20 protein-coding genes and 1 tRNA gene are annotated in these 18,446 nt (G+C 68.6%); 14 read left to right on the forward strand and 7 right to left on the reverse strand.

The features are described 5' to 3' along the window. Positions 1-28: 28 nt before the first annotated feature. The gene (locus DV707_RS03620) at positions 29-1,276 is read right to left on the reverse strand and encodes a KaiC domain-containing protein (protein WP_103991235.1); all 1,248 of its coding nucleotides are present in this window, start codon (positions 1,274-1,276) and stop codon (positions 29-31) included. Between the two features lie 265 nt (positions 1,277-1,541). Between DV707_RS03620 and DV707_RS03625 the strand changes: the two genes are divergently transcribed. From DV707_RS03625 to mptA, 5 genes are all read left to right on the forward strand, one after another. Continuing rightward, a complete protein-coding gene (locus DV707_RS03625; RefSeq protein WP_103990570.1) occupies positions 1,542-2,366 on the forward strand; it encodes an NAD(+)/NADH kinase in 825 nt (274 codons plus the stop codon). A gap of 146 nt (positions 2,367-2,512) precedes the next feature. Continuing rightward, positions 2,513-3,757: an NAD(P)/FAD-dependent oxidoreductase gene (locus DV707_RS03630; RefSeq protein WP_103990569.1), complete on the forward strand. Its 1,245-nt coding sequence runs from the start codon at positions 2,513-2,515 to the stop codon at positions 3,755-3,757. Between the two features lie 220 nt (positions 3,758-3,977). Next, positions 3,978-4,208 carry a hypothetical protein gene (locus DV707_RS03635; protein WP_103990568.1) on the forward strand — a complete coding sequence of 77 codons (231 nt, stop codon included), beginning with the start codon at positions 3,978-3,980 and terminating at the stop codon, positions 4,206-4,208. A 167-nt stretch (positions 4,209-4,375) separates the two neighbouring features. After that, positions 4,376-4,816, forward strand: a complete 441-nt coding sequence (locus tag DV707_RS03640) for a DUF7124 domain-containing protein (RefSeq protein WP_103990567.1) — start codon at positions 4,376-4,378, stop codon at positions 4,814-4,816. A gap of 67 nt (positions 4,817-4,883) precedes the next feature. Continuing rightward, positions 4,884-5,822 (forward strand): GTP cyclohydrolase MptA, encoded by a 939-nt coding sequence (gene mptA / locus DV707_RS03645; protein WP_103990566.1) that lies wholly within the window; start codon positions 4,884-4,886, stop codon positions 5,820-5,822. 115 nt (positions 5,823-5,937) lie between these two features. Here mptA and DV707_RS03650 read toward each other — a convergent pair whose 3' ends face one another. Together DV707_RS03650 and DV707_RS03655 are read right to left on the reverse strand one after the other, a co-directional pair. Then, positions 5,938-6,759, reverse strand: a complete 822-nt coding sequence (locus tag DV707_RS03650; protein WP_103990565.1) for a TrmB family transcriptional regulator — start codon at positions 6,757-6,759, stop codon at positions 5,938-5,940. Positions 6,760-6,853: 94 nt separating this feature from the next. Then, the gene (locus DV707_RS03655) at positions 6,854-8,611 is read right to left on the reverse strand and encodes a DUF255 domain-containing protein (RefSeq protein WP_103990564.1); all 1,758 of its coding nucleotides are present in this window, start codon (positions 8,609-8,611) and stop codon (positions 6,854-6,856) included. 114 nt (positions 8,612-8,725) lie between these two features. Between DV707_RS03655 and DV707_RS03660 the strand changes: the two genes are divergently transcribed. Both DV707_RS03660 and DV707_RS03665 read left to right on the forward strand, forming a co-directional pair. Continuing rightward, a complete protein-coding gene (locus DV707_RS03660; RefSeq protein WP_103990563.1) occupies positions 8,726-9,211 on the forward strand; it encodes an FxsA family protein in 486 nt (161 codons plus the stop codon). 106 nt (positions 9,212-9,317) lie between these two features. Continuing rightward, positions 9,318-9,391 (forward strand) — tRNA-Ile (locus DV707_RS03665). Between the two features lie 202 nt (positions 9,392-9,593). Here DV707_RS03665 and DV707_RS03670 read toward each other — a convergent pair. Together DV707_RS03670 and DV707_RS03675 are read right to left on the reverse strand one after the other, a co-directional pair. Continuing rightward, complete coding sequence (locus DV707_RS03670; protein ID WP_103990562.1) at positions 9,594-11,003, reverse strand: alkaline phosphatase family protein; 1,410 nt, start codon at positions 11,001-11,003, stop codon at positions 9,594-9,596. Continuing rightward, positions 11,000-12,241, reverse strand: a complete 1,242-nt coding sequence (locus DV707_RS03675) for an inositol-3-phosphate synthase (protein WP_103990561.1) — start codon at positions 12,239-12,241, stop codon at positions 11,000-11,002. Before DV707_RS03675 ends, DV707_RS03670 begins: the two co-directional genes overlap by 4 nt. A gap of 189 nt (positions 12,242-12,430) precedes the next feature. Between DV707_RS03675 and DV707_RS03680 the strand changes: the two genes are divergently transcribed. The 4 genes from DV707_RS03680 to DV707_RS03695 all read left to right on the forward strand — a co-directional run bounded on the left by DV707_RS03680 (position 12,431) and on the right by DV707_RS03695 (position 15,979). Then, complete coding sequence (locus DV707_RS03680) at positions 12,431-13,231, forward strand: TatD family hydrolase (protein ID WP_103990560.1); 801 nt, start codon at positions 12,431-12,433, stop codon at positions 13,229-13,231. Positions 13,232-13,237: 6 nt separating this feature from the next. After that, entirely contained in the window at positions 13,238-14,065 is an 828-nt protein-coding gene (locus DV707_RS03685) for a sugar phosphate isomerase/epimerase family protein (protein WP_103990559.1), read from the forward strand. Positions 14,066-14,072: 7 nt separating this feature from the next. Then, entirely contained in the window at positions 14,073-15,011 is a 939-nt protein-coding gene (locus DV707_RS03690; RefSeq protein WP_103990558.1) for a UbiA family prenyltransferase, read from the forward strand. Between the two features lie 119 nt (positions 15,012-15,130). Further along, positions 15,131-15,979 carry a sugar phosphate isomerase/epimerase family protein gene (locus tag DV707_RS03695; RefSeq protein WP_103990557.1) on the forward strand — a complete coding sequence of 283 codons (849 nt, stop codon included), beginning with the start codon at positions 15,131-15,133 and terminating at the stop codon, positions 15,977-15,979. 130 nt (positions 15,980-16,109) lie between these two features. On the opposite strand, the gene DV707_RS03700 is transcribed toward DV707_RS03695, so the two are convergent. Both DV707_RS03700 and DV707_RS03705 read right to left on the reverse strand, forming a co-directional pair. After that, positions 16,110-16,586, reverse strand: a complete 477-nt coding sequence (locus DV707_RS03700; protein WP_103990556.1) for a metal-dependent hydrolase — start codon at positions 16,584-16,586, stop codon at positions 16,110-16,112. Then, entirely contained in the window at positions 16,586-17,038 is a 453-nt protein-coding gene (locus DV707_RS03705; protein ID WP_136361792.1) for a hypothetical protein, read from the reverse strand. Before DV707_RS03705 ends, DV707_RS03700 begins: the two co-directional genes overlap by 1 nt. 111 nt (positions 17,039-17,149) lie before the next feature. Between DV707_RS03705 and DV707_RS03710 the strand changes: the two genes are divergently transcribed. The 3 genes from DV707_RS03710 to DV707_RS03720 all read left to right on the forward strand — a co-directional run bounded on the left by DV707_RS03710 (position 17,150) and on the right by DV707_RS03720 (position 18,434). Beyond that, positions 17,150-17,395, forward strand: a complete 246-nt coding sequence (locus DV707_RS03710; protein WP_103990554.1) for a hypothetical protein — start codon at positions 17,150-17,152, stop codon at positions 17,393-17,395. A gap of 73 nt (positions 17,396-17,468) precedes the next feature. After that, positions 17,469-17,720, forward strand: a complete 252-nt coding sequence (locus DV707_RS03715; RefSeq protein WP_103990553.1) for a hypothetical protein — start codon at positions 17,469-17,471, stop codon at positions 17,718-17,720. 180 nt (positions 17,721-17,900) lie between these two features. Further along, a complete protein-coding gene (locus DV707_RS03720) occupies positions 17,901-18,434 on the forward strand; it encodes a DUF5815 family protein (protein ID WP_103990552.1) in 534 nt (177 codons plus the stop codon). Positions 18,435-18,446 lie beyond the last annotated feature (12 nt).

Raw genomic sequence — 18,446 nt, forward strand, 5'->3', positions numbered from 1 at the left:
CCTCGCGAGGGAGCGACGGACCGTCCGCTCAGAAGATGTTCGCCTGCCGGTAGACGCTGATGCCCGACTCGGTGAGTTCGTAGGGCTTCGTCGCCCGCGAGTGGTTCGCGTCCCTGATCTTCTGGATCTCGACGGCCAGCCGCGTCTCCCGGAAGTCGCTCTCTCTGACGTACTGGAGGACGAACACGGCGTCGGCGAGGTACTCGACGATCCCGAACCGCGAGGTGTAGGGGTCCTCCGCGCTCGCCTCCGAGGTCAGAAGCGTCGTGATGCCGGCGTTCTTCAGCGCGCGGGTGAAGCCGAACACCTGGCTCCGTCGCTTCGGGGCGCTCTCGTACATCATCTCCAGCAGCGAGACGGAGTCCAACACCAGCCGGTCGGCCCCGAACTCCTCGATGAGGTCGGGCAGGTCGTTCTGGATGCTGTCGAGGCTGTTCGCCATCTCGATGGGGTCGATGTCGACGACGGCGAGACGGCCCTCCTCGACGTAGCCCTCGAAGTCCCACCCCTTCTCGCCGGCGGTGTCGAGGATGCGGTCGTGGCTCTCCTCTAACGTGATGTAGACGGCAGACTCGCCGTTTTCGAGGCCGTGATTCAGGAACTGGAGGCCGAACGTCGTCTTCCCGGTCCCCGCCGACCCGACTGCGACCATCAGCGACCGGCGCGGGACGCCGCCGAGGATCATGCTGTCGAGGCCCTCGATCCCGATTTCGAGCCGTTCGAGATCGGAGTCGAACGCCTCCTCGTCGAACTCCTCCTCGCCGCCAGCGGGGCCGAACGCGTCGCCCTCGGACGACGGGTCACCGAAACCGAAGTCGTTACCACCGGACCCGAACTCGTCACCACCGGAGCCACCCTCGCCGCCGAATCCGCCCCCGCCACCGAAGTCGCCGAAGCCGTCGTCCGATTCGGCGGACGACGGCTCGTTCGCTCCGCCGTCGAACCCGGACGGCCGGTCCGTCCCCGGATCCGGGGCGTTCTCCAGCGCCGTGGCGAAGTCCTGACCGAACGGGTCCTCCTCGGAGTCGGCGGGACCGTCACCTCCGCTCGGACCGGCAGCCGCCTCGGCGCCGTCGGTCGGCGCCTCGCCGTCCGTCTTCTCGCCCGCCGATCCGTCCGGGGACGGGCTGTCGCTCTTCGACCCGTTCGATCCCGGCGGGACGTCACCGTCCGACTCTCCGCCCTTCGGCGACGAATCACCGTCCTTCGGCGATACGTCCTCGGCGCCCTCCTCCTCGCGGAGTGCCCGTTCGAACCAGTCGTCGTCGTCACTCACGGTGGGCCACCCCACACCGCGGTGGCGCCGTACTCGCCGTCCGGTTCGGACACACTGCGCCCTGGCGGCTCGGTTCCATCGCCGTCGTTTCCACGTCGACCGGGGCGGCTATCAATGTTGCCCGTCGTCCGCGTCGTCGCGCCGGGGCGTCGTTTCCAGGTTCGTGTCCGATCCTGCCGAGAACGGAGCCGATCGCCGGCGGGCCACGAGCGGTCGGCCCGTGACGGAGCCCTTTTTGGACGTCGCGTCGAACGCTGCGACGGAGATGAAGGTGGCCATCGTCGCGCAGTGGGGGAACGACCGGACGGCCCGTCTGGCGAGCGAGATCCGGCAGCGACTCGTCTCGGAGGGCCTCACGGTGTGGGTCGACACGGCGACGGCCGCCGAACTGGACGTCGAGGGGCGGGACGTCGACGAGTTCGACGCGGCCGACCTCGTGGTGAGCATCGGCGGCGACGGGACGTTCCTCTTCGCCGCCCACGGCGCGGGAACCACGCCGGTGCTCGGCGTCAACCTCGGCGAGGTCGGGTTTCTCAACGCCGTCAGCCCCGAGGACGCCGTCGACGCGGTGATGGCCGAGGTCCGCCGCTTCCGGGCCGACGGCGAACTCCCGACGCGGTCGATGCCCCGACTCGCGGCGAGCGGCGAGGGGTGGACGCTGCCGCCCGCCGTCAACGAGGTCGTCGTGCAGGGGCCCCGCCGCGGCCACGGCGGCGGCGCCTCGATCGAGGTGTCGATCGACGGCTCGGCGTACGCCGACTGCCACGCCGACGGCGTGCTCGTCTCGACGCCGACCGGTAGCACCGCCTACAACCTCAGCGAGGGCGGTCCGCTGATCCACCCCGGCGTCTCGGGCATCGTCGTCACCGGGATGGCCGCCGCTGACGGGACCCCGCCGCTCGTCGTCGACCGCGACGCGACCGTCTCGGTCACCGTCTCGGACGCCGACGACGCCGTCGTCGTCGTCGACGGCCGGATCCGAGAGCGGGTCGGCGCTCCCGCGGAGGTCACCGTCGGCATCGCGGACGAGCCGGTGCGGATGGCCGGTCCGGCCTCGGATTTCTTCGAGGCGCTCGGGAAACTGGAGTGAGGCGCGGTCGCGGCGATCGACCGACGAACCGGCAGCCACTTGCACGAATTTCACAATACTCGGTCGAGACTGACCGTGAAACGTTGACAAATCAGCAGCCGATCGGATAGCAATCCACATTAACCCCGAAGCCGAATCGCTCGAATATGACCCAGTCGTACGTCATCATCGGCGACGGTGTCGCCGGCAGCTCCGCCGCCGAGACCCTCCGCGAGGAGGAGCCCGACGCCGACATCACCGTCATCACCGACGAGGGCGAGGCCCTCTACAATCGGATCCTGATCAAGGAGTTCGCCAAGGGGAAGCTCCCGGAAGCGCCGATCTCGATCCACGACGAGTCGTGGTACGCCGAGCGGGACATCGACCTCGAACTCAACACGCTCGTCGTCGACGTCGACGTCGACGGGCACACCGTCGAGACGCACGAGGGCGAGGAGTTCTCGTGGGACAAGCTCCTCCTCGCGATGGGCGGGACGCCGACGCAGCTCCCGGTCGATAACTCCGACGCGGAAGGGGTCCACCACTTCTGGACGTTCCAGGACGCCCGCGCGATCAAATCCCACATCGAGGGGGCCGACAGCTCCGTCGTCGTCGGCGCGGGCCTGCTCGGTATCGACCTCGCGGCGATCACCGCCGCCCAGGACGTCGAGGGCAAGTACCTGATGCGCGGGGACTGCTGGTGGCGCTACGCGCTCTCCGAAGAGGGCGCGGAGATCATCCACGAGGCGCTGCGCGAGCGCGACGTCGAACCGGTGTTTCAGTCCGGCGTCGACCACTTCGAGACGGACGACGACGGCCGCGTCACGACGGCGGTCGACCCCAACGGCGACGAGTACGACGCCGACTTCGTCGGCATCGCGATCGGCCTGAACTTCAACACCGAAATCTTACAGGACACGCCGATCGAGACCGACACCGGCATCGTCGTCGACGAGTACATGCGGACGAACCACGAGGACGTCTTCGCGGCGGGCGACATCACGGAGTTCGAGGACCTCATCCTCGGCGAGCGCGCGCAGAACGGCGCGTGGGGCTCGGCGAAAGAGCAGGGGTCGATCGCGGCGCAGAATATGGTCGAGTACGGCTCGGAACCGTTCGAGTGGGTCTCCTCGTACTCGATCACGCACTTCGACTTCCCGTTTCTCTCCTTCGGCCACCCGACGCTCGGCGACGACGAGGCGGAAGCGAAGTACTCCGACACCGAGTGGCGGCGGCTGGCGTTCAAAGACGGCCGCATCGTCGGCGGCGTCCTCATCGGGGACCTCTCCCCGCAGACGAAGTTCAAGCAACTGATGCGCGAACAGCGCGTCGTCGCCGACCAGAAGGACGTCCTGATGCAGCAGACCTTCGAGCTCGACGAACTCGACCTCGAAGAGACGCCCGCCGAGTGACGGCGCGGGTTCCTCGGAGCCGTCGCTGGCGGCTGTCCATCGAGCGCGACTCGGCCCGGCAGACGCGACGCTGCGGCGCTGTTCTCCGGACGTACGACTCGTTCCTCGCGTCGGATTCCTCTCCTCCGGGCGGCCCGTTCTTCTCGCCGTCACGAGTGGGGAGCGTCCCGTCCCCCGATTCGCCCCAATCTTTATGATCTTTCCTGTCATTTGGTAGCGTATGTCACGATCCGTTCGAACGCACGGCGACGCCGACGTCGGGCGCGTCGTCGTCGAGTGCGACCCGGCCGAGGTCGACTCCGGGGACAGAGTGCGGGACGTCGATCAACTGTCGCCGTCCGATCGCCGCGACTTTCTCGACGCGATCGACGGGACTACGCGGCTGATCGACGCCCCGGGGCTGGCGGCAGGCGACGTCGTTCGCTTCACCGCCTACTACCGCGTCGTTTGATGCTGATTAGGCTCGTCTCGTGCCGCCGAATGCCGTCGGCGGGGGCGGCGCTCGGCGGTAACAAGTGGAGGGACCGGTATGAGACGGTCCCGTTCTACCCCCCGGCCGCGGGGGCGACACCGCGCGCGACCGATGCAGTTTTCGGCGGGTAGGCGATAGGGGCGGGTATGAGCGACGAGTCCTCGTCACCGAGCGGCCCCGGCGGCGACGCCGACATGACGCTGGCGTTCGAGTTGGCGGCGCTGCAGGCGTTGGCGGACCCGAACGCGGTCTTCAACGACGCCCGCCAGTGGACCGAGTACGTCGGCGTCGTGAGCGAAAAGCCCACCTACGTCGTCACCAACTTCACGCGGAAACACCGGGTCAGACAGGACTTCTTCTCGGGCCCACGCGGCGTTGAGGAGAGCCTGAAGAACGTCAAGACCCAGTTCGACACCGAGCGGCACGTCTTCGTCGGGACCAGCGATGAGGACGCCGAACTCGCCGCGGCGGCCGAGTGGGAGTACCTCCCGCTGGAACAGGCGGCCGAGGCGGCGGGGTGGACGCTCGCCGGCGACGCCGAGACGGAGGACCACTTCGAGTCGAGCGGCCGCGACGACTGGCCCTGACCGTTCCGCTAGCGACGAGTTTCGGCTAACGAAAGCGTTAATCGAACTGCGTCCTTCCCGTGTGACAATGAGTCACCAGCTTCCTGACGTCCAGGCAAGCCAACCCGACGTCACGGTGGGGTTGAGTCAAGTCGGCGTGACGGGCGTCGAAAAACTCGTCAAACTCGCCCGCGAGACCAAGCGGCCGCTCATCCTGACCGCGGAGTTCGAGGTGTTCGTCGACCTCCCGAGCGGGCGCAAGGGAATCGATATGAGCCGGAACATGCAGGTCATCGACGAGACGCTCGAATCGGCCGTCGCCGAGCCCGCCTATCGCGTCGAGGACCTCTGCGGCGACGTGGCCGAACGGCTGCTCGAAAAGCACGAGTACACCTCGACCGCCGAGGTGCGGATGACGGCGGACTTCGTCGTCCGCGAGGACACGCCGGCGAGCGAACTCTCCACGCAGAGCACGATCGAGATCGTCGCCAGCGCGACGGCCACCGACGAGGGGACCCGCGAGGAGATCGGTGCCAAAGTCGTCGGGATGACGGTCTGTCCCTGCTCGCAGGGGATGTCCGCCTCCCGCGCCCGCGACGTGATGCGCGACCTCGACGTCGACGAGGAGACGATCGAGGAGTTCCTAGAGCAGGTCCCCCAGCCGGGGCACTCCCAGCGCGGCCACGCGACGCTCACGGTCACCGCCGACGGATCGCCGGACGTCGACCTGATGGACGTCGTCGAGATCGCACGGGACTCGATGTCGGCGCGGATCTACAACCTCGCGAAGCGCCCCGACGAGGACTATATGACCTATCACGCCCACGCGGACGCGAAGTTCGTCGAGGACTGCGTCCGCTCGATGGCCGAGCAGGTCGTCGACGAGTTCGACCACCTCGCGGACGACGCTGTCGTCCACATGAAGCAGTCGAACGACGAGTCGATCCACCAGCACAACGCCCACGCCGAACGCGAGGTCACGCTCGAACAGCTCCGCGCAGAAGTGGACGGCAGAGCGCTGAACTGAATCGACCGGCACGCGATTGGGCCGCATCGAACGGCGTGGAACCGGAGCAGTCGGCCCCGGACTGACCGACCCGAACCCCTCCCCTCGCTCGACCACGTTCCGCTGGGGCTGGACCTCACTCTTCGGCGAGTGCCGACAGCGACAGCGGCTCGGCCGCCTCCCACCGCGGATCGAACATCTCCCTGACGTCGGCGGCGAACTCGGGGTCCTTCAGGTCGATCATCGCGAACGCCTCACCGGGGTCGAGCGGGTTCGGCACCTCGATGCACACCTCGACGTCGTCGATGAGTTCGAACGTCCCGGAGAGTTCCGGTGCCGTTCGGACCGAGAATGTCGGATGGTCCGCGAGCCGCTCGGTGTACCGCTCGCCGACGCTCTGCGGGAGCGACTCGACCAGTTCGGGCGCCATCAGCACCGACACGTCGACGCCGCGGTCCAGCGCCTCCTCCAACTCCGCGACGACCCTGTCGCCGACGGTCCCCAGGTCGAACTGCGGGGAGACGCTGCCGGCGACGACGACCAGCGAGTCGTCGGCCGCGGCGAGACGCTCGACGAGGAGTTCGATCCACTCTTCGGCCCCGACGGCGGCCGTCCAGAACTGGCTCTGGACCGGCTCTGCGGTCTCTAACTCCTCGGTGAGTTCGTCGACGACGCCCTCGTACTGTTCGGCCTTCTCCCGGAGTTCCCGTCGTTTGCTCTCCAGCAGTCGGTCGAGCGCCGTGTCGGGTTCGACCGCGACGTACTTCTTCGGCCGACTCGCGGCCTGACTCCTGACGAGGCTGTGCTGTTCGAGGCTGTTCAGCACGTCGTAGATCCGCCCCATCGGAACGTCGCTCGCGCGAGACAACTCCTTTGCCGTTGTCGGCCCCGTCCGAAGCAACGACCGGTAGGACCGCGCTTCGTACTCGGACAGCCCGAGATCCCTGAGACTCGCCATACCACACGCTGTGAGGCCACGAACAAAAACGAATCGGAGGTTTACACCGGCGGATCGTTCCCGGATTCCACACTGACGGCCCCCGAGAGCCCGCTCAGGCGTCGCGCGTGAGCGTCGAGACCGCGTCCATCAACGCCTCGGGCGTGGTCGCCTCGCGGGTCTGTTCACCCCGCTCGACGGTCGCGACGCCCGCCGACACGGTCGGTGCTCGGGGGACGACGACGGCCTCGTGGTCGGCGACGCGCAGCGCGGCCCGATGGAGGTCACACCCCGCGGGGCCGCCGACGGCGACCACGAGATCCGGGCGCGTGAGCCGCGCCGCGACCGATCCGTATCCGGCGACCTGGACGCCGATCCGCTCCCGCGCGCCGGCGAAGGCGGCGATCCCGGCGTGCGCGGCGTCTTCGTACCGCTGAGACGCTTCGGTCGCTCCGTCCCCGTCTCCTAACTCGCCGACGAGCGCTCCGAGGTCGAGGAGCGCGTCCGCCATCTCGACGCCCCCGTCGAGCGGCCTGAGCGGCTCGTCGAGCAGACCGACGCCCGTTTCGGGGCCGTCGCGGAACGCGCCGTCGGGTTCCTGCAGGGCGTCGATCGCCCGATCGGCCACGCTGCGGGCGACGTCCAGCGGGTCCCGCCCCGAGGCGAGTGCGTCCGGGCCGAGGACCTGCCGCGCGCGAGCGAACGCGCCGACGACCCGCGCGTGGTCTTCGAGCAGGAGTTCGGGCGCGTTCGTGGCTTCGCCGCCGGAGGCCGCATCCGATTCGGACTCGCCCGACGCCCCCGCGGTCGCCTCGAAGTGCACGACCGTCCCGTCCTCGGCGACGAGGGCAGCGTCGAGTTCGTCGAGGACGCGGGTGGCGTACGACCGCGCCGTCTCGTCGTCGGTGTACGACGCGAGCGTCAGGAAGGCGTCCGCGGCCAGCGCGTTGCCGCCGGCGTAGGCCGTCAGGTCGCGTCGCGGGCCGAAGTCGCCCGAGTCGACCGCTGCCGACCCCTCGCCGTCGCCCGACCCTCCGGCGTCATCGGGTGCGGGCGCGACGCTGCCTCCGAACGCGGTCCCGTTCCAGAGGCGCTCGATCAGGAAGTCGCGGGTCCCGAGCGCCGGATCGAGCAGGCCGTCGTCGCCGGTGTAGAGGTAGCCGTTGGCGAACGCGCGAACGAGCGCCGCGTTCGCGTCGAGCACCTTCTCGGTGTGCGGGTCCGACCAGTCTCGCCCCTCCGCGTAGCGGTAGAACCCGCCGGACTCGTCGTCGTAGAGGGACTCCCCGATCACGCCGAGCGTCTCGGTCGCCTGCTCGCGGGCGCGCTTGAGCGCGAACTCGATGGTCCGGGGGAGCGGGAACTTCGCGTCGGTGCCCCACCCGGCAAAGCGCGGGTCCCACTTCTCGTCGAGTTGCCCGGCGAGGTGCGACTCGATCCGCTCGTCGACCGGTCCCGCGGGCGTCGGATCGCCCGACAGCGCTCGTGGGATCCGCCCGGCGTCGTCGCCGCGCTCGCTCCAGACGTCGCGGACGGAGCCGAGCACCTGCCGCATCCCGTCGGGGCCGAGGTACGTCGCGCCGGTGATCACGCTCCCGTCGGGCGTACAGAACACCGTCGAGGGAAAGCCGCCCATATTGTATCGTTCGCGGACGCTCGGCCGTCTGTCGACGTCGACCCGCACCGGGACGAAGCCGTCGTTGACGTTCGCGGCGATCCGCGGTTCGGCGTAGGTCTCGGCGTCCATCTCGTGACAGCTGTCGCACCACGTCGCGGTGAGCGCGAGCAGCACGGGACGGTCGGCGGCCCGGGCCTCCTCGAAGGGCGCCGGTCCCCACTCGCGCCACTCGACGTGCGTCCGATCGTCGGTCATACCACTGATCGGGCGCGCCGGCGGGTAAGCCCTTCGAGGTGACGTCCTCCGGGCGTCCGACGCTCCGAGCCGGACGACACAAGGGCTATGAACGGCCGTCGCAAACGGTGGCGTATGCGAACGCGCTGGGTCATCGCACTCCTGTTGGCGATCCCGCTCGCCGACACGCTCCTGTTGCTGCCGATCGCGGGACGGATCGGCTTCGTCCCGACAGTGCTCCTGGTGGTTCTCACCGGGCTCGTGGGGATGCTCCTCGTCCGCGCGGAGGGTCGCCACACCTTCTCGAAGCTCCAGCGGAAGGCCGCGACGGGCGAGGTCCCGACGAACGAACTCCTGGACGGGGGACTCCTGATCGCCGCCGGCGCGTTCCTGCTCACGCCCGGCGTCGTCACGGACGCGCTCGGGTTCGCGCTCGCGCTCCCGGTCACGCGCTATCCGATCCGCGAGGTGCTGAAGCGGTACGTCGTCCGGCCGTACCTGGACCGGCAGACCGGGGGCTTCGTCTCCGGCAACGTCTGGGTCGGCGGCTTCCCGGCCGACGACGACGTGGTGAACCTCGACCCCGAGGAGTACGGCCGCTCGGGCGACGACAACTCCTGACCGCGAACCCACCGCAATCGGCCCTAACCCCGGCACTCCGTGACCAACTGCCGTCGAAAGGAAACTCTTAAACTACTCATCGAACAACGAGTAGATGCGCTCGCCTGGGCCAATAGCTCAGTCAGGTTGAGCGCTCGGCTGATAACCGGGAGGTCCACGGTTCAAATCCGTGTTGGCCCACCTCCTTCCCTGCCGGCTTCCGGCCGGCGGGGAACTGGGGCCGCAACTCCCCAGCCACCTAACTTCGTGCGATACCCGAAACCGAGAGAGACTTCCCTCTTCGACCCGGCAAACCCCGACTTCCTCTCTTCGGTTTCTCGGCTCTGAGCGCGGGGAGCAGTTGTCGGACCAGACGCGTCTCCCTCGCGACGAGAAGCCGTCATCAGCCGGAAGCAGAGTGCGTACCGGACAGCAGCGAGGCCGCCTCGAAGTCCATATCGAGTCGCTCTTCGACGCCGAGCAGCTCCGCGATCGTCGGCGCCACGGCCCGCGCGTCGACTGGTCCGTCGAGCGTCCCTCGGTCCGGGGCGGCGGGACCGCCGAGTCCGTACACCCCCAGCGTCTCCTCGTCAACGCGCCCGTGGGATCCCCCGACCCGCGTCGGATCGAGCGAGGTCAGTCCGTCGTCGCCGAAGAAGAGTTCGCAGGGATCGAAGCCGGGCTTGGCGTGGATGTCCATATCCGCGGCGTACGACGGAGCCGTCTCGCGGGTGTCCCACCAGTAATACTGGAACCAGGCGTCGGGTTCGGCGACCAGCACGAGGTCGCCCGCGTTCGGGTGGTCGATATCGCGGGCCGCCTTTCCGCTGTCGTCAAGCACCTCGGCGACGCCGTCGAGCGTTTCGAGCGTCTCGCTGGCGTCGGCGAGCACTCCCGAATCGGCGTACACGTGCGCGATCTGGTGGTCGACCATCGCGAAGGCGGACGAGCGCGAGAGATCGACCTCCTCGCCGCCGCGGCCGTCGTCGGTCATCGAGAGCAGTCCCACCTCCCAGAGCGCGCGGTTGGGGAACGCGGGCGCGTCGACGGAGTGGAAGCCGTACTCGCTGACGACGTTCACGACCGTCTCCTCCCAGCGCTCGCCCCCGCGGAGGAACGACAGGAACGATCCGAGGAGTTCGTCGACGGCTTCGAGTGCCGCGTCGGTTTCCGGCGCGTCGGGGCCGTGTCGCTGCGCGTCGTAGTCGAGGTGGGGGACGTACACCCAGAGCAGGTCCGGGTCGTACCGTTCGATCGCCTCGCGGGCGGCGGTCAGAATCCACTCGCTGCTTCCCTCGTCGGCCGCCGGCCCCCAGTAGCTGTGCAGTGGGAAGTGACCGTGTTCGGCCTCCAGCTCGTCGTAGAACCCGTCGGGATTGGTCCAGCAGTCCATCTCGAGGAGGTTGTTCTCCTCGTCCTCGATCGGCGAGGGCGTCACCGCGACGTCGGCGGTCGTCCCGACGAGGTGCTGGAAGAACAGCACGCCGGAGGTGAGACCGGCGTCGGCGGCGGCCTCCCAGACGCGAGTGCGGTCGCCTCGGTCCCGCTCCCAGAAGGCCACCGCGTCGGCGTCGCGGTCGTACTCGCCGTTCGCCACGTCGCCGTGGGCCGCCGGCGAGCATCCGGTCGCCAGCGTGGTCTGCGCCGGAACCGTGACGGCGGGGAACGGCGGCCGGAGGTCGGCCGTCGTCCCCTGGCTCAGTAACTCGGTCAGGTTCGGCGTGCGGCCGTCGACGAGATGGTCGCGCTGGAGGCCGACGACGTCCAGGACGACGACGCGCCGGGCCGCGGTTGGCCCGCCGGACGCGGTCATTCGACGGCGGCCTCCCTCGCGTGCCGGTCGACGTACTCGTCCAGCAGCGCGAACTGCCGGGAGAGGTCGTGTTCGTCGACGCCGAGCGGAGCCTTGAAGAACGACGCGAGATGGCGCTGGAGGCCCCCCTCGCCGCGCTCGTCGGCGTGAGCGAGCAGACGCACCAGATCTAGCACGAGCGGAGCGGCGAGCGCCGAGTCCGAGCCCTCCCAGGTGAACTGCATCGTCATCTCGGTGTTCAGAAAGCCCTCGAAGTGGACGTAATCCCACGCGGTCTTCCAGTCGCCCAGCGACGGCGTGTAGTCGATTCGGACCCGGTTGTGTTCGAGACCGGGCAGGATGGAGTCGAGCACGCCTCCCTTACTCGCCAGTTTCCCGGCCTTGTTGGCCTCGTCTTCGAGGACCCGGCCGTCGTCGTTGCCGAGGATGTTGTGGCCCTCCCACGAGCGCACGCGGAGGTTCCGACCGGCGAACATCGGTGCGAGCGCCGACTTGACGAGCGTCTCACCCGTCTTGGCGTCTCGGCCCGTGTGCGGGACGTCCCGGTCGTCAGCGAGTTCCCGGAGGCCGCCGAGCGCCGAGCCGGTACTCGGCGTGAAGTTCAGGTACGGGTGCTCGTCGACGAGCGCGGCGTACGCGTAGAGCGCGCTCGCCGGGAGGTCGCGGTCGTCGGCGGCGATCGCCCGCTCGAACGCGTCGATCGTGTCGTACCGGCCCGAGTCGTCCAGCGGGGGTTCGGTCGAGGCGACGTTCACCACCACCACGCGATCGAGGCCGTGCTCCCGGCGGAACGCCCGGTAGTCGTCTCGGATGCGCTCGACGACCTCGTCCACGGAAAGCCGGTCGTCGAGGGGCCCCTCATCGGCGAGATCGTCGACCGCCGCTCCGCAGTTCATCGCCGTTCCCGTCTCTATCCGCCGGTCGATGCGACGGAGGTCTTCGGCCACCGCGTCGACGGTTTCCGGACTCGGGACACCGCTCGAAGAGAGGTCCCGCGCCGTCTCCAGGAGGCTCTTCTCCCGGATATCGTGGCCGCCGAAGACGAGTTCCTCGACGTCGGGGAGGGCCAGCCGGGAGTACGGTTCCCGCGCCGTCACCAGGCCCGTCGTGTCCGTTTCTCCGCGGGCCAGTGCGCGCGCTCCCGCGATCGCAGTGGTCGCGACGTTTCCGCGAGCGCCGATCAACCAGACTCCTGTGCTTGTCATAGGCGTGAGCGTCTCTTGTCGAACTATCCACATTGTTATGCCACGTCTGACCGGGACGGTCGGCTGTTACACGACGCCTGAATGGGATTGACACACTGAGAAGCCGGGTGGCGATCAAACCCTTCCGAGCGCTCGGTACGGCCCTTCCTGTTGCAGTGGTACGTTTCGAGGTCAGCCGAAGGAGGCCCATAACGAAGTACGAACTGATTGACACGTAATCCGATGCGTATAATCGACCCCCATATGCATATGGTGTCGCGCTCGAGCGAGGACTACCGGCGTGCCCGACGCGCGGGAATCGAGTGCTGTATCGAACCGGCGTTCTGGAGCGGGACCGACAAACAACACGCGGGCTCGTTCTTCGATTACTTCGAACACATCACCGACTTCGAGACCGAACGCGCCGAGCGCGCGGCCGGGATGGACCACTACGTCACCATCGGGCTCGAACCCAAAGAGGCGAACTACCCGGAGATGGCCGAGAAAGTGATGGAGCGCATCCCCGAGTACCTCGACCGCGAGAACGTGGTCGGCGTCGGCGAGATCGGTCTCGATCAGGGGACCGAAGCCGAGGAGTACGCGTTCCGCAGGCAGCTCCGGATGGCCGAGGAGCGCGAGCTCCCCGTCATCGTCCACACGCCCCACGAGAACAAACCGGAGGGGACCGAGCGGCTCGTCGAGATGATCCGGGAGGAGGACGTCACCGAGGAGCGAATCGTCATCGACCACAACACGGAACACACCATCGACACCAGCCTGCAGACGGATTGCTGGGTCGGCTTCACCCTCTACCCCGGCAAGATCGAGGACGAGAAGGCCATCGACTTACTCGAGGAGTACGGCACCGACAAGATGATTCTCAACAGCGCGGCCGACTGGGACCCCTCGAACCCCCTGGCGGTGCCGATGGCCCGGGACAAGATGATCGACCGCGGCTGGGACCGCGAGGAGGTCCGAAAGGTCGTCTTCGAGAACCCCTACGAGTTCTTCGACCAGTCGCCGAACTTCGACTACGAGCCCTGAGTGCCTATGCGATTCGCCTTCTCAGCCAACGCGTTCCAGGAGTACGACCCGGTCGAGACCGTCGAGATCCTGGCCGACGTCGGGTACGACGGGGTGGAACTGCTGTTCGGCGCGTCGCACCTCCACCCGGCCGACACCGACGAGGACGACGTCGCCGCGGTCGAGAACGCCCTCGACGACGCCGGCCTCGAAATCAGCAACTGCAACGCGTTCATGGTGACCGCGGAGGACTTCCAGCACCCCTCCTACGTCGAGACCGATCCCGGGTACCGCCAGCAGCGCCTCGACTACACCCGCGAGTGCCTCCGCCTGGCCGACGCGTTCGGGGCCGACTCCATCTCCGTCCAGCCGGGGGGCCCCATTCCCGAGGGGAAGTCCCGCGAGTGGGCGATGGAGACGTTCGCGGAGGGGATGCGGTCGATCGCACAGACCGCAGAAGACCTGGACGTCGACCTGTTGATCGAACCCGAGCCGGACCTGCTGATCGAGACGACCGATCAGTACCTCGACATCGACGGCCGGATCGACTCCGGGGCCGTCGGCTGCAACTTCGACGCGGGGCACCTCTTCTGCGTCGGCGAGGACCCCGCCGAGGCCGTCGGACGGCTCGCCGACCACACGCCCCACTACCACCTCGAGGACATCCCGGCCGACCGCACGCACGAACACACCCAGTTGGGCGACGGCGCGATGGACATCGACGGATTTCTCGAGGCGGTCGAGGCGACGGGCCACGAGGGGCTCGTCACCGTCGAGCTGTACCCGTATCAGGAGACCGCCGAGGAGACGGCCCGCGAGGCGTACGAGTACCTCGAAGAGCACGGGTGGGCCTGATCGAGCGATGACTCACTCCCGACGCGGTACAGTCCGCGTGCGACGCACCACGGCGGCGTACGCCGAGTTAGTTCGCGTCCCGAACCTCTTTACCGCACCGCCGGACGTGATAGCCGGAGCGGCGCTCGCCGTCGCCGCGGGTGGCGCAGTCGCGCTCCCTGCCGTCGCCGGCGTGGGCGCCGCGTCCGTACTGCTCTACGCCGCCGGTACGGCGCTCAACGACTTTTTCGACGCGCCCGTCGACGCCGAGGAACGCCCGGAGCGACCGATCCCCACCGGTCGGGTGTCGCGCCCGGCCGCCGGCGCTCTCGGAGCCGCGTTACTGCTCTGTGCCGTGCTCCTCGCGGCCGCAGTCGCCGGAACCGATGCCGGCATCGGCGCGGCCGCGGTCGCGGCGGCGGTCGTCGCGTACGACGGCGCTCTGAAGGGCGGCCCGGCGGGCTTCCTGGCGATGGGCGCGGCGCGCGGACTGAACGTCCTGCTCGGGACGACGGCCACCGATATCTCGGTCGCGTCTCTCCCGCCGTGGGCCCTCGGTGTACCGATCGCGGTCGCCGCGTACGTCGCGGGGGTGACGCTGGCGGCCGCCGACGAGGCGAGCGGCGCGGCCCGGCGGTCGGTGGTCGTCGCGGGCGGCGCCGCCGGCGTCGCCGGGGCCGCCGCGGTGACGCTCCTCGCGACCGTCGGCTTCACCGTCCGCCCGCTCGCCGCGGGCGTCGGCGTCGCACTCGCTGTCGGGTTTCTCGCCGTGACGGGACGAGCGCTCGCGCGGGCCTACCGCGACCCGTCGCCGGAGACGATCGGTCCGGTCATCGGAACGTGCGTGCTCGCGCTCGTCGTCCTCGATGCGGCCGTCGCGGCCGTCGCCGGCCTCGGGTGGACGCTGGTCACCGTCGCATTCCTCGGCCCCGCGGTCGGACTGGCGCGACTGTTCGAAGTCTCGTAATTTGGTGACACCACGATGAACCTGAGACACTCGATTTACCGAACCGGATCCGACCCGACGACGTCGCACCGACTCCCCGTGGCGGCCGATCCTTTCAGCAGGCTCGGGGGTGAGCGGTGATGGTCGAGTTGGCCTTCTCCACGAACGCCTACACCGAGTACGCGCTCCCGGAGGCGGTTCGCCGCATCGGCGCTCACGGCTACGACGGCGTCGAACTACTCGGCGACGAGCCCCACGCCTACTTCCCGACGTTCGGCGACGACGACGAGCGCGCGCTGTGCGACGCCCTCGCGGAGGCCGGGCTGTCGGTGTCGAACGTCAACGCGAACACGGCGATGGGTTACTACGACGACGCGCCGCCCTCGGCGTTCTTCGAGCCGAGCGTCGTCACCGACGACGACGAGGCCCGCGAGTGGCGCGTCGAGTACACGAAGCGCGCCGTCGACCTCGCCGAGACGGTGGGGTCGCCCGCGGTCTGTCTCGCGACCGGACGACCCCTCGCGGGGAACCCGCCGGAACGCGCCCGGGAGCACCTCCGCGCGTCGCTCCACGAGATTCTCGACTACGCGGAGCCGCGGGGCATCGACGTCGGCATCGAGTTCGAACCGGAACTGCTCGTCGAGTGCACCGACGAGGTGTTGGCCCTGATACACGAGATCGGCCGCGAGTCGCTGGGCGTCAACCTCGACGTCGGGCACGCGGCCGTGTACGGAGAGGACCTCACGGAGACCATCCACCGGAGCGCGGGCCACATCACCGGCGTACACCTGGAGGACATCGTCGGCGGCCGTCGGGGCAAGCACTACCACCGGATCCCCGGCGAGGGCGACCTCGACTTCCGGACCGTCTTCGACGCGCTGGACGACGTCGGCTACGACGGGTTCGTCACCCTGGAGCTGTACACGTATTCGCACGACCCCGATCGGGCCGCCGACCGTGCGTACGAGGAACTGACACAGTACTGCTGATACTGTCGGCTGTCGTTTCAGAGCTTCGCGGTCCGGGGTCGCACTACGTCGCGGGCGCACAGCCGACGGGACGAGGAGCGACCCGAGGGCGACTGTGCCGTCCGGCACACCAGTTGGCCGCTCCGGGGTTTCACCCCCGTCGCCGCGCGAGCCAGACCGGAACCGCCACCGCGATCGCGACGGCCGCCGGCCAGACGTCGGTGCTGGCGTAGAGGTTCCCGGCGGGCGGCAGCCAGGCGGTGAGCGGGAACAGATACGGCGCGCCGAACCCGTCGACGCGGATCACGAACAGGTCCAAGAACAGGTGGGTGACGCCGCCGAGAACCAGCGCGCCGAACGCCGCCCGGCGGTCGTCACTGCGGACCGTCATCGCTCCGACGCCGGCGAGAACGACCACGCCGCCGAGGGTGTGGATCCCCCAGAACGAGTACGGAACGCCGGCGGCGGTCCCGGCGACGGCTTCTCCGAGCACGGCGGCCTTCATCACGTCCGGCGTCACGGCCCCCACGGTCACGACCGGGAGGTATCGGTCCGGCAGGGCGGTCCGCCCTACGACGACCGCGCCCGCGACGTAGGCGAGCAACACGTGCGTGAGCAGATCGGGCATCACTCGCCCTCCCGCGGGACGAACCGCCACCCGCTCCGGTCGACGCGCCACCGCCGGAGGAAGCCGGCGGCGGCGAGCAGCGCCCCGAGGACGGACACCCCGTACATGTACCCGATGCGGCCGGTGGACTGGACGTCGTAGGCGGTCGTCTCCATCCGTCGATCGGGGCGGAGCGTCCCGTACACCTGCACGCTGTCGCCCGGGTCGACCGCCCGCGGCGGCGGGTCGGAGACGGCGAACCGGAGCGGGTCGGCGGCGAGGACGACCGTCCCGTCCCCCGTCTCGACCACTTCTCCCCACAGGTGCACCCGTTCGCCCACGTGCGAGGGGTACTCGTCGTCGATCGCTTCCGGATCCGGGTAGGCGTCCGACCCGTTGAACTGCAGGCCGAACCCCACGACGAGAGCGATCAGCGCGACACACAGGACGAGAAGCGTCGGAAGACGGCGCACGGGTGCAATCCGTTCGGATTGGGTAATGATGCTTTCGCTGTCGCTTCCTCCGGCGCCGTCGACGACCGTCATCCGACAGGATGAGAATGCTGCGGCTCCAAGGGCGGAACGATGAGCGACGACACGCCGAGCGAACACGACGGAGACGAGCGCCTGTTCGCGCTGACCCGAGACAACCTCCTGCTGGCGGCGATCCTCCTGTTCGGCATCGCCGGCTCGGGTCTCGTGCGCCGGCTCCTCGGTGAACTCGGCTACAACGACCTCGGTGCGCTCGTGTTCATGTTCGGCTACGGCGGGATGATCTTCGCGATCTGGTACGGTTGGATCCGTCCGATGGACATCAGCGGCCCGAACTGACCGCCGCCCGCTCGTCTGAGGGGACGAAGAACGGAACTTTAATACTCGATTCGCGCCGAAACTCCGGACAAGGATGCTCCCCCTACAGCTCGTCGACAGTTTCCTGCTCAACTACAACGTCGGGCAGGCGCTCCTGCTCGTCTTCGTGTTCGCGACAGTGGGCGTGCTCCCCCTGAAATCACAGAAGGTTCTCGCGCTCAACACCATCGTCTTCGGGCTGATCTTCGCGTTGACGCCGCAGTCGCTCGTGCCGATCCACTACCTCTTTCTCGGTCTGGCCCTCCTCGTCGTCGGCCCGCTCCTGTACGCGACCGCGAGCAACTGAGTCGGGAACGCGAGGGATCGACGTCTCGAACCGGGTCCACGGCTTATAGTAGCGTTTGCAAGTCTCCACTCACTCGATCGCACGCTGTCGTGCGATCGGATGAGCAATCAGTCGCTAACTACTATAGTTTCAACGACCGGAGAGCGCGACGTTTAACCGCCGTCGCGGACAACCGAGGCTATGGCACAACCGCAGGTCCCGGGCGACGGCGGTGAGACGCTCGAGCTTCCGTGCGGCGAGACCAGGTCCGTCCGCACGCTCGATCTGGGGATGCGCGAGTTCGAGTGTTCCTGCGGGGACGCACACGCGGTCGTGATGGACGTCCACCCCCCCGAGCGGTTCGTTCCCGAGTTCCTCGTCTCGGTGCTCCGCGACGCCGTCGAGACGACAAGCGAGGAGATGCCGGAGTTCGGGACGGCCCATCTGATGGGCATCGTCCTCGAAGAGTTCCCCCAGCGGGTCGTCTCCGCCGACGTGAGCGACGACGGCGACGTCGGCGCGGGGATCCTCTGGGTGACCGACTTCGACTCCAGACGACTCCACGAGATCGTCGTCGAACTCGTCGTCGAACTGATGGAGCACGCCGTCAGCCACGCCGAAGACGATACCGCGGTCTCGGAGTTCGAGCGACAGATGCTCGACTTCGACGTGAGCGAGTTCGTCACCGAGTACCGCGCGGAGCGGGACCTCTCCGAAGACGACGTGTACGCCTGAAGGAAACAGCAC

Origin of the sequence: Halobellus limi (genome assembly GCF_004799685.1) — an archaeon.
Classification (GTDB): domain Archaea; phylum Halobacteriota; class Halobacteria; order Halobacteriales; family Haloferacaceae; genus Haloquadratum; species Haloquadratum limi.

Coding starts and splice junctions, on each gene's coding strand:
- DV707_RS03625 (WP_103990570.1), top strand. CDS start 1,542: ATGAAGGTGGCCATCGTCGCGCAGTGGGGGAACGACCGGACGGCCCGT.
- DV707_RS03630 (WP_103990569.1), top strand. CDS start 2,513: ATGACCCAGTCGTACGTCATCATCGGCGACGGTGTCGCCGGCAGCTCC.
- DV707_RS03635 (WP_103990568.1), top strand. CDS start 3,978: ATGTCACGATCCGTTCGAACGCACGGCGACGCCGACGTCGGGCGCGTC.
- DV707_RS03640 (WP_103990567.1), top strand. CDS start 4,376: ATGAGCGACGAGTCCTCGTCACCGAGCGGCCCCGGCGGCGACGCCGAC.
- mptA (WP_103990566.1), top strand. CDS start 4,884: ATGAGTCACCAGCTTCCTGACGTCCAGGCAAGCCAACCCGACGTCACG.
- DV707_RS03650 (WP_103990565.1), bottom strand. CDS start 6,759: ATGGCGAGTCTCAGGGATCTCGGGCTGTCCGAGTACGAAGCGCGGTCC.
- DV707_RS03655 (WP_103990564.1), bottom strand. CDS start 8,611: ATGACCGACGATCGGACGCACGTCGAGTGGCGCGAGTGGGGACCGGCG.
- DV707_RS03660 (WP_103990563.1), top strand. CDS start 8,726: ATGCGAACGCGCTGGGTCATCGCACTCCTGTTGGCGATCCCGCTCGCC.
- DV707_RS03670 (WP_103990562.1), bottom strand. CDS start 11,003: ATGACCGCGTCCGGCGGGCCAACCGCGGCCCGGCGCGTCGTCGTCCTG.
- DV707_RS03675 (WP_103990561.1), bottom strand. CDS start 12,241: ATGTGGATAGTTCGACAAGAGACGCTCACGCCTATGACAAGCACAGGA.
- DV707_RS03680 (WP_103990560.1), top strand. CDS start 12,431: ATGCGTATAATCGACCCCCATATGCATATGGTGTCGCGCTCGAGCGAG.
- DV707_RS03685 (WP_103990559.1), top strand. CDS start 13,238: ATGCGATTCGCCTTCTCAGCCAACGCGTTCCAGGAGTACGACCCGGTC.
- DV707_RS03690 (WP_103990558.1), top strand. CDS start 14,073: ATGACTCACTCCCGACGCGGTACAGTCCGCGTGCGACGCACCACGGCG.
- DV707_RS03695 (WP_103990557.1), top strand. CDS start 15,131: ATGGTCGAGTTGGCCTTCTCCACGAACGCCTACACCGAGTACGCGCTC.
- DV707_RS03700 (WP_103990556.1), bottom strand. CDS start 16,586: ATGCCCGATCTGCTCACGCACGTGTTGCTCGCCTACGTCGCGGGCGCG.
- DV707_RS03710 (WP_103990554.1), top strand. CDS start 17,150: ATGAGCGACGACACGCCGAGCGAACACGACGGAGACGAGCGCCTGTTC.
- DV707_RS03715 (WP_103990553.1), top strand. CDS start 17,469: ATGCTCCCCCTACAGCTCGTCGACAGTTTCCTGCTCAACTACAACGTC.
- DV707_RS03720 (WP_103990552.1), top strand. CDS start 17,901: ATGGCACAACCGCAGGTCCCGGGCGACGGCGGTGAGACGCTCGAGCTT.